We start from the raw sequence: 13,127 nt of genomic DNA on the forward strand, positions 1-13,127 counted from the left end.
GATTTGAAAATTTGAAAATGCATCAGGTTTATCAACCAGTGAAAGGAGAAACACGCTGGTTGGCAAAAAGTTTTTAATTCATTAATTATTAATAAAAGTTTCACACCAAAAGAATGCCACAAAAAAAATCAACCCGGCGCACAGAGTGCATTTTCAAATTCTCATATTTTCAAATTTTCAAATTACCGAAAAGCCCTCGGTTTTTCGGCAGTCCGTTTTTTGAAGAAGTTATTAAAATAGGCTGGGTATTCGAAACCGAGGGAGTAGGCTATTTCGGAAATGTTCCAGTCGGTATGTTTAAGCAGGGCTTTTGCTTCGCGGACGATACGGTCGGCAATGTGTTCGGTGGTGGTTTTGCCGGTTATTTTTTTTACAGTGCGGTTCAGGTGATTAACATGCACAGACAACCTGGTTGCGTAATCAGCAGCCGTTTTGAGCTGCAAGATATGTTCTGGGGAATCGATGGGAAATTGTCGCTCGAGCAATTCCATGAATAGCGACACAATGCGCTCAGAAGCGTTGCTGTGCCTGAAATATGAATCTGCCGGCTGCAGTTTCAGCGCTTCATGAATAAGCAGGTTGATGTAATTGCGCAGCAGATCGTATTTATAAATGTATTCGGATTCTATTTCGCAAAGCATTTTCTCAAATATGGCACTTACTTCTTCAACTTGCTTGCTGCTTAAAAAATACACAGGATCACCTCCTATTCTAAAAAATGGCGAATCGTGTATGCGTTGTGGCGTATCAATAAAACTATCTGTAAAAAGACAAAAGTATCCAAACTGATCTGGCGATAAAGCTTCCCATGCATAGGGTACATTCGGGTTTGAAAACACCAATGCGTCGCTGTTTATTTCAATTCCTTTGTTAGCATAATACAATGTGCCTTTACCAATGATAAGTGAAATTTTATAAAAATCCCTCCTGTTGTATGGTGTGTATGATTTGCACAAATAATCATTTCGGCGGTAAACATTGAAGCGTCCTGCATCTTTGTTTATAATCGACCGTTCAGTGGCTTTCTCATCTCCTATTCTTTTATAAAACTCCTGAACTGTTTCTGATTTGCTCATAATGTAAATTTATAAAAATCAAACCAAGATTTGGATTTGTTTGATTAAGAGATTATTGGATTATTTGTAGATGATGTTGAAAGCGATTCCTTTAAACAGAAGGTGAGTATTGAAATAATCACGGATGTCAAAGCACAAGAATAAAATCCAATAATCTCTTAATCAAACAAATCCAAATCTGAATTGAAAAAGGCCTGCATTGCTGCAAGCCCTTCCTTTTTTATCCTGTTTGTTATGAGTAATGTTATAAAACTTAGTAATTAGGATTTTGACCAAGTTTTGCTGTCTTTACGTCAGCGTCAGGAATTGGCATTAACTCATGCTTTCCCTTTACGAAACCTAAAGGTCCAAGAACTTTATCCGCCATACCCCATCTCACCAGGTCTATAAATCTAAAGCCTTCAAATGCGAGTTCCAATTGCCTTTCTTTTACAATGTCCTGAAACAATGCATCCCCCGAAGTTGCGACAGCAGGCAAACCTCTTTTTACGCGAAGTCTGTTCAATGCAGTTTTTGCTGCACCGTCGTTACCTGCTTTGTTGTATGCTTCTGCGTCCATTAACAGAACGTCGGCAAAACGGATATAGCGCCAGTTTGTACCGTAGTTAAGTTCAGCTATGCCAGATGAAACGGTCTGCGCACTGTAGGTTCCGTATTTTCTTTGAAAGAAGCCTTCGTATTCATAAGCAGTTGGGGCTGTCCATTTGCCACCGGCAGTGGTCAATTCAGCTTCGCTCATCAGCGTTGCTTTTCTTCTTTGCACGTCACCAGCCGCAACAAACGCATCGTTCATTCCTTTTTTAGGAGAGTTGAACCCCCAACCACCCAACAAGGAGTCAGTTGGTGCTTTCGTATAGTAATCACTACGAGGTCCCATTAGCTGAACATGGATATTGGCTTGTGGTATGTTGCCCCAGGGGAAATTACCCCAGTCGTAGTTTTTACCAGAGCTGAATGATACTTCAAAAATTGATTCAGTACCAAATTCGCCTTGTTTGGAAAAAACTTCTTGTAGGGAGTTACCCAAATCATATTCACCTGAATTGATAACGTTGTCGAACTGAGTTGCAGCGTCTGCCCATTTTTGTTGGTATAACAAAGCTTTACCCAATATTGCCTGCGCTGTTCCTTTCGACACCCTGAATTTGTCCGAAGCCGGATAAGCACTCTTTGCTTTGATATCAGGAATTGCTTCATTCAAATCCTTTTGTATTAACGCATATATATCAGCTTTAGGCGCTCTTTTAAGATTAGGAATATCAGACACACTAACGTCTGCTGTAATCAAAGGCACATCACCCCACAATGTCACGAGGTCAAGATAGCAGTAGGCTCTTATGGTTTTAGCTTCTGCAACCAATTGCTTAAGATTAGCGCTGGTGGGTTTTGTTTTATTGATCACCTTATTGGCCCTGAAGATGGTATAATAGCAGGTTCTCCAGCCGGCAAGCACACCAGAGTTTTGGGCATCCAGCGTAAACTGGTCAATTTGCTGATATTGTGCCTGGTCGCCGGATCCGCTACCTGCCGCATTGCTTTCGTCCGAAGGTAAAGTCTTGAGCATGTACATACTTGTCCATGCAGTATAATACTCATATTGCATCGCATTATACACGCCGGTTACAGCCATGGTCGCATCCTTTTCTGTAGTATAAAACTGGTCCTCAGAAAGTTTTCCATTTATTGGCTGATCTAAAAAGCTTTTAGAACAACCAGCGGTCAGCATTACAGCGGTTCCCGCTATCAATGTATATTTTAAAAATGTATTTTTCATTGCGTAATGTTTTGGTAGGTTAAATAATTAAAAAGTAAGCGATAAGCCTCCTAGTACTTTTCTTGGTATTGGATAAACACCTCTGTCTATACCAAGACTATTATTATTGTTACTACCAGCTTCCGGATCAAGACCAGGATATTTTGTGAAAGTGAAAAAGTCATCAAGAGACACATATACTCTCAGGTTCTTGAAATGCATTTTTTCCAATACGTTTTGAGGCAGTGTGTAACCCAATTGTAATTGACGAATACGTGCATAAGAACCATTGAAGATCATTTTGTCACTGTTGTATATCTTATCGTTAGAAGTATTCGGAGCAAACCATGAGTTGGTGCTGCCGTCTTTTGTCCAACGATCAGTGTAGAAAAATTCAGGTTTATTGGCTGTCGGACGGTCGAAACGGTTAAAGCCCATCAGGATGTTGTTTCCATTCTGACCCTGAATAAATCCGATGAAGTCAAATCCTTTGTAATTAAGATTGAGACGGAAACCATACATGAATTTAGGATGCGGCGTTCCAATGTATGTTTGATCAGCCTGGCTGATTTGTTTGTCTGCATTTACATCCACTACAATAGGATCGCCCGGTTTTGGTTTATAACCTGTAATCCCTGTTTTCTGCAAATACGCATCTATCTGGCTCTGGTTCTGGAATATGCCATCTGTTTTATATCCACTAAAATACCATACAGGCTGTCCTTTCTGGAACATTGTAGCTGTCCAACCTGTACCCACACCTGTTCCCTGTATGATGCTGAAATTAGGGTTCACCTCGGTTACTTCATTGTGAAGTGTAGAGAAGTTTGCATTTACTTCCCATTTCAAAGCCTGATCATTTCTGCTTTTCACACCTAAATCGAATTCCCATCCACGGTTCTCAATGTTACCACTGTTGATAAACTGAACCGGTGCGCCCAACACCGTTGGTATTGCACCCTGGCCAGGCATAATCAGATTCTTTGTTTTCTTCTTATAATAATCCACGCTAAAATTCAAGCGACTGTTAAGGAAGCTAAGATCCAACCCGATATCAGTTTGCTCACTGGTTTCCCAGGTAAGCTCAGGATTTGAGTTTGTTGTAGGTGCAGCTCCGATAAGGAAATGTCCTGTGGCATCAGGATACTGAATACCAGCGCCTGTTACATCTGTAGTTGAGATAGCGCCAAGCCACTGTCCCGGAGAAAGGTTTGATAAACTACCGTTTCTGCCCCAGCTTCCGCGAAGTTTAGCATAGTTCAGGTGATCTGACAATGCGCCGTTGTAAAAGTCTTCATTAGAAATAACCCAACCTGCGGAAACAGATGGAAAGTTACCCCATTGGTGTCCCGGAGCCAACATAGAAGAACCGTCACGACGAAATGCAGCTGTTAACAGGTATTTGTTTTTGTAGTCGTAAGACAATCTTCCGTAATAAGAAGATAATGTGCTGATAGTTTCGAAACCATTTACTTTATCCTGGTCATCAGGAATATTGTCCGGATAGCTGAATTCATCTGTTTCTCTGAACATTCCTGAAGTTGTTCCTGCCAGATAATCATATTTTCTTTTCAGTGCAGAAGTACCTGCCAATACGCTTAAATTATGATCACCGATTTTTCTGGTATAAGTAGCAAAGTTTTCCCACTGCCAGTTGAACCATTGGTCAGTTCTGTCTGCAGTAGTAGGAGATTCATTTAATCTTTCAGATGACCACCAGAAAGTAGGTGCCCATGCATGAATTCTTTGGAACGCAGCGTCGATACCAAAACGTGAAGTAAACTTAAATCCTGCGAATGGCTCGATATCAACAAATGCACTACCTACAATTTTATTTTGATTTGTCTGCGTATGTGTGATATCCATCTGCGCCATCGGATTACCTATTTCTCCTTTTACATATGGAGAAATGCCGTAGTATTTTCCCGAAGGATCCTTTCTCAGCAAGTCCACTATCGGCGTGCCGGAAGGAGTACTTTGAGTAAGTGTTGTTTTGAAATAATCTGTATAATCGGCCTCGCTGTTATACACAACGGGAGTAATTGGGTCCAGCATGATGGCATTGTCAATTACTGATCCAAATTCAGAGTCTTCCGTTACACCCTTTCTTGTAAAGTTTGAGTAAGAAACGCGTTCGCCTATGTTCAACCATTTTTTCAACCTGCTATCGGTATTTATCCTGAAAGTATAGCGGTCAAAGCTTGCTTTGTTACCACCTACAATACCCAGCTGATTGAAGTATGTACCGCCAACCCAGTAAGTGGTTTTTTCTGTACCTCCGCTCATGTTCAAACCATAACGCTGTATTGGGGCTGTTTGAAATATTTGATCCAGCCAGTCAGTGCTTGGACCCGGGGTAGTTGGCAACGGGTTACCCATATTAGTTCCGGATGTTTTCATGTAATCAGCATATTGCGCAGAATTCATCATTTGCATTTTATTGCCTAGTGATTGCTGGCCGTACTGCATTGCAAAATTCACTTCCGGAGGACCGCTCCTTTTACCTGTTTTAGTTGTTACCACTATTACGCCATTAGCACCTTCGGCTCCGTAAATAGCGGCCGATGCTGCATCCTTCAAGATATCGAAAGAAGAGATTTCTGTTGGATCAAGATATTCTAACCCGCCAGCACGCATTCCGTCAACAATGTAAAGAGGATCTGCAGCGAGGTTGGAACCTGTACCACGGATACGCACTTTCATGGCATTACCCGGAGAACCAGATGCAGGCAGGACGTTTACGCCCGGAGTTCTACCTTGTAAAGCTTGCTCAATACGTGTAGATGAAACGGTAGCGATCTGCTCGCTTTTAACCTGTGAAATAGCGCCGGTTACCAGGCCCTTCCTTTGTTGGCCGTAACCAACCACCACTACTTCGTCGATGGTTTTGGTACTTTGTTTTAAACCGACACTTAATCCGCTACCAGCGGCCATTTCGAATGGCTCCATGCCCGCATAGCTAAAACGCAGAACTGCACTTTTCTGGGGAACATGCAAGGAAAAAGCACCAGTCGCATTTGTCATTGTTGCGATGTTAGTACCTTTCACTGAAACTGTAACACCTTGCAAAGGTGTGCCACTAGGGTCTCTTACAACGCCGGTAGCGTGAATGGAAGTGTCAATAACGGGCTTATTTTCAACAATGTATTTCACATTGCCGCCTACAGTCATTACTTTGCTAAGTACGATGTAGCTGTTTTGCATTTTTTGGAGTTCGTATTTTACTTCCAAAGGGTTAAGGAGCTCCTGTAGCACCAGGTCCAGCTTTTTGCCGCTGGCGTCTACATTCACTTTCGTGGAAGAACGGATAATTTCCGGACTGTAAACAAATTTTACATCCGAAATCTTCTCCAGTTCTGAAAGCACATTCTTGATTTTTTCATTTTTCAGGTGCAAAGACACCTTTTTATCAAGAACATTCTGCCCTTCTGAAGTCTTGGCGTAACTACAAAATACGCCGACCACCAAAAAAAACTGAATAAGGGAGATTCTCATAATGGCTAAAGCAATTGGATGAGTCAATTTTTTCATAAATTGCAACCGTTTAACTGTTATTTAATAGGTAAACATCCCTTTAAAGTCTGCTTAAAAACCTTTCAAGGGAATTATTTTGACAAAGCTGGTAGTGCTCGCAACATTACCGGCTTTTGTTTTTCATATGACTTTTTACTGAAAATGTCTTGCTTCTAACCCGGGCCTTAACGTGAATTAAATCCTGTCTATTCTCTATCTATAAAGTGTTTCAAAATTGAAATGTGTAACGATTTACCAAGTCTGGAATTAAGTAATCAACACAACTCAAAACTCATAACTAGTGGCAACCACCTGTATTTATAACCACGCTACCATCAATGATCTCGTAGGTTGCGTTAATGGAGCGACAAATAAGATTTAGCTTTTCATAAAATGTTTCACTACCCATGTTTGCAGATAAAGAACAGTTGGCAACTGTTTCTTCGTCAAACACGATATTGATGCCGTATGCTTCCTGCATGGCTGCAAAAACCTGTTTTATAGGAGTCGAATCAAATTGGAAAGTGATTGTTTTAGGAGCCGGTAAAACATCTGGCTTATCTGTAATTTTTTTACGCAGAATTTTTTCTTCGTCCAGTATTACCATTTGGTTCGGCGTAACCACCAATCCCCCCAGCTCATAAGGCGTTGCGTCATGTTTCTCAGAAAATAAATTTTTCTTAAACACAGACACCTTTCCAGTCTTTACTGAAACAAGCGTGAACTTCTTATAGGCGTAAGCCTTCACCCAAAAAGTAGTTCCCAATACTTTTGTTACTAAGTCGTTCGTATAAACGATAAAAGGTCTTGAGGGGTTTTTAGCTACATCAAAAATAGCCTCGCCATCCAGATAGATTTCTCTTTTTTCAGACGTGGTACCTGAGTAAACAAATTTGCTTTTGGGCGAAAGCATTACCGTTGAGCCGTCTGACAGTTTGATTCTTTGCGTGGAATCTGTAGTGTTCACAAATTCATCAGCCGTTTTTTTTACCGCAACAGTAAAAGTTTCATAACTGCTTTCTTTAACAGCAGCAACTTTGTGCGACACATTCATGGTCCACACTCCAACAACTGCAACAACCGCTGCTGCAGCCACTTTCCACCAATTGCGCTTGAAAAAAATAACGGTCCTGTTTGGACTGATTGAGGTTTGGTTGTCGGCTAAAGAAGGGTCCTCCTTAATGGCAGAAAGTATCTTTTCAATTTCAATCTCAATCTCTTCGTCAGAAATACTTTTTCCGCTGGTTTTGAGAATGTACAACAATTCTTTGGCGTTTTCCATCAAATCCTGTTTTGTGGGATTCATGTGTGACCAGTTGTGCCAAAAAACTTCAGCTGCAGGATCTGTATGCAATATCCAATCTCTGAAAGATGTATCAGCTATAAAATCTCCTATTGTCTTGTAAGGGTTGTTTCGCATTGCAGCCATTGTGTGTTTACATTCATTACACACTTACATAAAGCGAGTGAAGGGGAATTTTCTACTGAACTTTTTGAGAGAATTTTAAAAAAAAGTTAAAGCCAGTTATAAACCACTGATTGTCAATAAAAACATCAGACAAATAATGAACTTTTCTGACACTGTTTTTAATTTTTTCAATGCATCGTGCAGGAGATTGTACACAGACTGATGGTTGATTTCCATAATTTCTGCGATCTTGTCTGCATCGGCATTCATGTAAAAACGGAGGTAAATAATTTCCTGTTGTCTTTTGGAAAGAGACTTTAAAGTTTCTTTTATCTTTTTGGCAAGCTCTACAGATTTTTCTCGGTCAACCAAACGATTTTCTGCGTTAAGGCCAAGATCAAAAAAGCTTTCTGAAGAAAAATTATCGTAAGAGATTTCTGTTTTGCCTTTCTTCAACTCCTTCGCAATGTCGCGACGAAGACATGTAAGCAGATAAAATTTTACATGTTCAGTTTCACCAATTGTAGCATGATTTTTCCAGAGAGAAAGAAAAACGTTTTGGATGCAATCCTTTACCAGATGCTCATCCTGGGTAAATTTGCAACCATATCTGAATAGATCTTTATAGTACCATTTGATAATAGAACTGAAGGCAGTGGAACTACCATTACGGAAGTCGTTCCAAAGGGCGACAAGTGTATCGTTGGAATATTTAAGCAAGCAGTTATTGTTTCGTTCTGTTAACAAACTTATAAAAAAGAAAATGAATTTGCCAAATCTAATTTTCTAGTTTTTATCCTGCTCTTCAATTTTCCTTCTTTTCCTTGGTTCGTGCAAAGCCGCGAAATCGTCTCCCAGCAACATTCCCCACGGTTTCAGCTCATCTACCCGATCAAAAATTGTTTTACAAATCGCAATAAAAGGGATACTCAGGAACATTCCACCTATGCCTGCAAGCGATCCGGCAACGATTACACCCACTATGCAAACGAGTGCATTGAGTTTTACTTTCGATCCTATAATTCGCGGATAAATGAAATTGTTGTCGATAAATTGAACGACTAAAAATATCACAACTGACCAAATAAGCTTCGAAACTTCACCTGTGTTTGTATACGTTATGAATGAAATGAGGAACACAGCAATCAACCCTCCGATGTAAGGAATCAAATTTAAAATCGCGCCAACAATGGAAAGCAATATAGCATATGGTGCACCGATAATAAACAAACCAATTGCGTTCAAAACCGCTACACACGAGTTCTCCAGCAATAATCCTGCAATATAATGTTGAATAATAAATCGCACTTCGCTGATCACTTCAACCACTTTATCATTATGCTTTTTGTGAAACAATCTTATCACAAATGTGCGCAACAATTCCCTGTAATACATGAAGAGAAAAGTATAAATTGGTATGAGTGTGATGTTGCTCAACGATGAACCAATGATGCTCAAAGCCCCACCGGCTACGGTTCCTATCTCTCCTGTTGCTTTCTCTTTTGCCTGTGCCACTACCTGTTGTTGCTGATGTTGTGACACATGCAGCTGCTGACGTACCCATTGCTGTACCTGCGTTACAAGCGTGTTGATGTTCTTCTTAATGGTAGGAAGATCCTGGATAAAGTTTTGCACTTGCGATGAAATAAAAAACATCACACCACCCAGCACAATGATCGCAATCAATATGCTTAAAAGAATTGCAGGCACTCTTGGAACTTTCCATTTCATCAAACGCGCCTCAACCGGGCGCAACAGAATGGAGATCAGCACTGCAAAACCCAAAGGCAGTAACAAATACTGCCCAATAAATAATCCATACAACCACAGTGCGAGCAATAGAGATACAAGGCTTAGTTTAACGTACAAAGGAAGCTTTATTTGGTCCATGGTGGGGAATTTAGGACGCGGATGAAAAAATCGTTCCGCGGAGCGGAATTAATAATTAATAATTAGTAATTAATAGGGCGTACCCTAACTGAATGCGGATTACACGCCAATTGAATCTTAAAGCGTAACACCAAGTAATGAAATGTCACACTATTAATTACTAATTATTAATTATTAATTCCTGCGCGGTACAACATTTGCACCCATATCCAAAACCTCACCATGGAAGCACCAAACGAAATGATCACACTCAGCTATATATTGGAAAAATTGAGATTGAAAAAATGGGACAATGAGTTCCGCTGGAGCCCGGAAGGTTTTCATTCCGGAAAGGGAAAGAATTATCAACCGGATGAATTACAGATTATTAAGACTTATCGTTTTGAGGGTTCAACAGACCCTGCTGATTCATCTATTCTATACATTATTGAAGCGAAAGACGGATTGATAGGCTACAGCCTCGATGCCTATGGCGTGTATAGCAGTCATGACGATGAAGAAGGCTATGATAATTTTATCCGGGCGATACCGGAAAAGAACAGAGAGGAGCAATTGACGTTTGAGCTGTGACAAGAAACTGAATAACTGATTAACCGAATAACTGAGTGGTTGAACGTTATTGTGAACTAAGTATATGAACCACTCAGTTATTCAGTTTATTCAGTTATTCAGTTATTATTTCAAGCTATCACAAAATTCTCACTCACCACCTCCATCAGCTTCTTCTGCAAATCCTCGGTATTCACATATACAATGTTAAAATCACTCATGCCGGAAATAGTTGTTGAATGATCTGCATCATGATGCCTGATATAGATCACCGGTTTATTTTTTGCTTTTGCATATCCCACTTCAACACCCACGCCAATTGCTTTTGTGGATGCTTCTGCAATAAGAATATCAGCATTATCAATGTCTGTCATTGCCTGCGCCATCATATCTTTTTCCCTGGATAAATCGAACTTGTATTTATCGACAAATATCAACGGCTCGATGCCAAACGTCGTCAGTGTTTCACTAATTGCAGACAACTGGTTTTTTAGAAGACTTCTTTTATGCAGACTCACTGAAATATATGCGACCATTAGGAAAGGTTTAAATAATTATTGAATAATTGACCAACGTGGAAAGCTAAACGCAGAACGCCTAACGCTTAATGAAGCACTCTGCGTTTTGCGTTAGGCGTTAGGCGTTCTGCGTTCTGCGTTCAACAGCGTGCTTAATTGATCTTCTTCTTCAACGTACTTACCTGCTCTTGCAGATTGTTCACCAAAGATGCCAGTTGATTCACATCCCAACGTTGTTGTGTGTTGGCTTTGGAGATGATCATTTGCGCCTGCCATACTTCAAGAATATCTTCCGCATTCACATTGTATGGTTGGTACGTTGGATTATCGCTGATCAACGTCATTTTAGCTTTGTTGCGATTGCTGCGCATGATCCTTTTATACACCACTCCTTCCTGTCGTGAAATAACGATGTAAGTATTGCTGTTTTTAACGTCGTCGAGATCTTCGATCTTCTCCCCTACAATCACCGAACCGCTTGGCGTTGGCAACATAGAATCACCTACAATTTCAAATGCCCTGTACTTACCGGGAGCAAGCATTGGTAAAGTGAAAGTATTTAACTCGTCGATAAACTCAGGATCACCATAACCCGCAAGGTAGCCGGCAACTGCTTTTACAGGTACAAACGCAATATCCTGCGTAGGCATTGAAAGCTTTTGAGCACGGCGCTTGGCAATATAACTGCCCTTGGTATCGCCCAGATCTTTCAGCAATAATTCATCAAGTGATGTCTTGAAAATATTACTAACGAGTTCAAGCACTTCTATACGTGGCTCTGCACGCTCTTCTTCGTATGCACCGAGCAAAGACCTTTTGATCTTAAGTTTTAACGCGAATTCTTCCTGTGTCCAGCCCCGTAGCTTACGTAGGTACTTTAAATTTTTTCCCGCAAACGACATGACTAATAATTTTAGCAGCTAAAATACTAAACTTTTTAACAAAATGAAATTTTATAATAGGATTTTTTGCACTTCGAAATTCAAATTTCCTCTCCTACATGCACGTTCGAAGCCCGGCTTTATTTACGAGGCACGAAGTATGGAGTACGAAATACTTTAGCAATACGCATCCGAACGACTTTCGTACACGTACATCGTACTTCGTACATTTTCACATAAGCGCACACTAATCTAAATTTTGCCAACGTTATAATATTCGTGATTTTTACAATACACAATTGCCGAAAGAAATTCCGGGCATCAGAAAAATCACCTTTTCGTCACACTTATCCCTGAATTTCTTTCGCCTAAACAATGAATCATTTCAGTATGGCTAAAGCAGTTAAAGTAGCTAAGAAAGCAGTCAAAGCAGCTAAGAAAAAAGACAAACCTATCATACTTATCACCAATGATGATGGAGTTACAGCGCCGGGTATCAGAAACCTTATAGAATCAGTTAAAGACCTTGGACATATCGTTGTTGTGGCGCCGGACAAAGCGCAGAGTGGAATGGGACACGCCATTACAATTGGTCACCCACTTCGTTTAAGTGCTGTCAATATCTTCGAAGGAATAGAGGCTTATCAGTGTACAGGCACACCGGTTGATTGCGTAAAACTGGCGGTGGATAAAATCCTGCATCGCAAGCCTGACCTTTGTTTGAGCGGCATCAACCACGGAGCCAATCACTCTATCAATGTGATCTACTCTGGTACCATGAGTGCGGCCATGGAAGCGGCTATTGAAAGCATTCCTTCCGCAGGTTTTTCCCTGCTGGATTATAGCATCGAAGCAGATTTTGCAGGCGCAAAAAAATATGTCCGGATCATTACAGAGTTGATGCTAAAAAAGAAACTGGACAAACATTCTCTTTTAAACGTAAACATCCCGGCCGTTCCGGAGTCGCTGATCAAGGGAATGAAAATTTGCCGCCAGGCGTACGCGAAATACGAAGAAAGCTTCCTTGAAAGAATGGATCCGCATTCCAGGAAGTATTACTGGCTCACCGGCGAGTTCCAAAACTTCGATAAAGGTCGCGATACGGACGTGTGGGCGCTGGAAAATAATTACGTAAGTGTGGTCCCTGTACAATTTGATCTGACCAATTACGTTCTAAAGAGCAAACTTGAAAAATCGTGGAAACAAAAATAGTAATGTTTAGAAAAGACAATATAAAACTGGGCCTTATCCTTGGCGCCATCGCTCCACTTGCAGCGATGTACATCTATTACGCCATTATGCTTTCAAAGCAAATTAACCTTTCGGAATATTTCTATTACTTAAAAACAAACAAATCCCTTTTAACCGGAGTAAGCAGCATCAGCCTCATCGCGAATGCTATTTTCTTTACGGTTTATGTAAATACACAAAAAGACAAAACCGCCAAAGGAATTTTCATCAGTACGTTGATTTATGGAATTGCCGTGTTGTTGATAAAGCTGGTGAAATAGCAAGAAAGTTGTTAGTTGTTAGTTTATA

Annotated in this window: 11 protein-coding genes; 3 read left to right on the forward strand and 8 right to left on the reverse strand. The window is 40.5% G+C overall.

Translation table 11 applies throughout. The features are described 5' to 3' along the window. Positions 1 to 182: 182 nt before the first annotated feature. The 6 genes from KTO63_RS13905 to KTO63_RS13930 form a co-directional block, all read right to left on the reverse strand. Positions 183 to 1,076, reverse strand: coding sequence for an AraC family transcriptional regulator (locus tag KTO63_RS13905; RefSeq protein WP_217791933.1), 894 nt, complete (start codon positions 1,074 to 1,076; stop codon positions 183 to 185). A 253-nt stretch (positions 1,077 to 1,329) separates the two neighbouring features. Further along, positions 1,330 to 2,850 carry a RagB/SusD family nutrient uptake outer membrane protein gene (locus tag KTO63_RS13910; RefSeq protein WP_217791934.1) on the reverse strand — a complete coding sequence of 507 codons (1,521 nt, stop codon included), beginning with the start codon at positions 2,848 to 2,850 and terminating at the stop codon, positions 1,330 to 1,332. A 27-nt stretch (positions 2,851 to 2,877) separates the two neighbouring features. Continuing rightward, the gene (locus tag KTO63_RS13915) at positions 2,878 to 6,360 is read right to left on the reverse strand and encodes a SusC/RagA family TonB-linked outer membrane protein (RefSeq protein ID WP_217791935.1); all 3,483 of its coding nucleotides are present in this window, start codon (positions 6,358 to 6,360) and stop codon (positions 2,878 to 2,880) included. A gap of 280 nt (positions 6,361 to 6,640) precedes the next feature. After that, positions 6,641 to 7,762: a FecR family protein gene (locus KTO63_RS13920; protein ID WP_217791936.1), complete on the reverse strand. Its 1,122-nt coding sequence runs from the start codon at positions 7,760 to 7,762 to the stop codon at positions 6,641 to 6,643. A gap of 105 nt (positions 7,763 to 7,867) precedes the next feature. Next, positions 7,868 to 8,470, reverse strand: a complete 603-nt coding sequence (locus KTO63_RS13925) for an RNA polymerase sigma factor (protein ID WP_217791937.1) — start codon at positions 8,468 to 8,470, stop codon at positions 7,868 to 7,870. Positions 8,471 to 8,536: 66 nt separating this feature from the next. Further along, a complete protein-coding gene (locus KTO63_RS13930) occupies positions 8,537 to 9,640 on the reverse strand; it encodes an AI-2E family transporter (protein ID WP_217791938.1) in 1,104 nt (367 codons plus the stop codon). A gap of 222 nt (positions 9,641 to 9,862) precedes the next feature. On the opposite strand from KTO63_RS13930, the gene KTO63_RS13935 reads away from it, so the two are divergent. Continuing rightward, complete coding sequence (locus tag KTO63_RS13935; protein WP_217791939.1) at positions 9,863 to 10,210, forward strand: hypothetical protein; 348 nt, start codon at positions 9,863 to 9,865, stop codon at positions 10,208 to 10,210. Between the two features lie 110 nt (positions 10,211 to 10,320). On the opposite strand, the gene KTO63_RS13940 is transcribed toward KTO63_RS13935, so the two are convergent. Together KTO63_RS13940 and KTO63_RS13945 are read right to left on the reverse strand one after the other, a co-directional pair. After that, complete coding sequence (locus KTO63_RS13940; RefSeq protein WP_217791940.1) at positions 10,321 to 10,725, reverse strand: nucleoside 2-deoxyribosyltransferase; 405 nt, start codon at positions 10,723 to 10,725, stop codon at positions 10,321 to 10,323. Between the two features lie 134 nt (positions 10,726 to 10,859). Continuing rightward, positions 10,860 to 11,609 carry an XRE family transcriptional regulator gene (locus KTO63_RS13945; protein ID WP_217791941.1) on the reverse strand — a complete coding sequence of 250 codons (750 nt, stop codon included), beginning with the start codon at positions 11,607 to 11,609 and terminating at the stop codon, positions 10,860 to 10,862. Between the two features lie 369 nt (positions 11,610 to 11,978). Between KTO63_RS13945 and surE the strand changes: the two genes are divergently transcribed. Both surE and KTO63_RS13955 read left to right on the forward strand, forming a co-directional pair. Next, complete coding sequence (gene surE, locus KTO63_RS13950) at positions 11,979 to 12,800, forward strand: 5'/3'-nucleotidase SurE (protein ID WP_217791942.1); 822 nt, start codon at positions 11,979 to 11,981, stop codon at positions 12,798 to 12,800. After that, on the forward strand, positions 12,785 to 13,099 hold the full coding sequence (locus KTO63_RS13955; RefSeq protein ID WP_217791943.1) for a hypothetical protein: 315 nt from the start codon (positions 12,785 to 12,787) through the stop codon (positions 13,097 to 13,099). Before surE ends, KTO63_RS13955 begins: the two co-directional genes overlap by 16 nt. Positions 13,100 to 13,127 lie beyond the last annotated feature (28 nt).

The sequence above is a fragment of the Pinibacter aurantiacus genome (genome assembly GCF_019130065.1).
Taxonomy (GTDB): domain Bacteria; phylum Bacteroidota; class Bacteroidia; order Chitinophagales; family Chitinophagaceae; genus Pinibacter; species Pinibacter aurantiacus.

Coding starts and splice junctions, on each gene's coding strand:
- KTO63_RS13905 (WP_217791933.1), bottom strand. CDS start 1,076: ATGAGCAAATCAGAAACAGTTCAGGAGTTTTATAAAAGAATAGGAGAT.
- KTO63_RS13910 (WP_217791934.1), bottom strand. CDS start 2,850: ATGAAAAATACATTTTTAAAATATACATTGATAGCGGGAACCGCTGTA.
- KTO63_RS13915 (WP_217791935.1), bottom strand. CDS start 6,360: ATGAAAAAATTGACTCATCCAATTGCTTTAGCCATTATGAGAATCTCC.
- KTO63_RS13920 (WP_217791936.1), bottom strand. CDS start 7,762: ATGCGAAACAACCCTTACAAGACAATAGGAGATTTTATAGCTGATACA.
- KTO63_RS13930 (WP_217791938.1), bottom strand. CDS start 9,640: ATGGACCAAATAAAGCTTCCTTTGTACGTTAAACTAAGCCTTGTATCT.
- KTO63_RS13935 (WP_217791939.1), top strand. CDS start 9,863: ATGGAAGCACCAAACGAAATGATCACACTCAGCTATATATTGGAAAAA.
- KTO63_RS13940 (WP_217791940.1), bottom strand. CDS start 10,725: ATGGTCGCATATATTTCAGTGAGTCTGCATAAAAGAAGTCTTCTAAAA.
- KTO63_RS13945 (WP_217791941.1), bottom strand. CDS start 11,609: ATGTCGTTTGCGGGAAAAAATTTAAAGTACCTACGTAAGCTACGGGGC.
- surE (WP_217791942.1), top strand. CDS start 11,979: ATGGCTAAAGCAGTTAAAGTAGCTAAGAAAGCAGTCAAAGCAGCTAAG.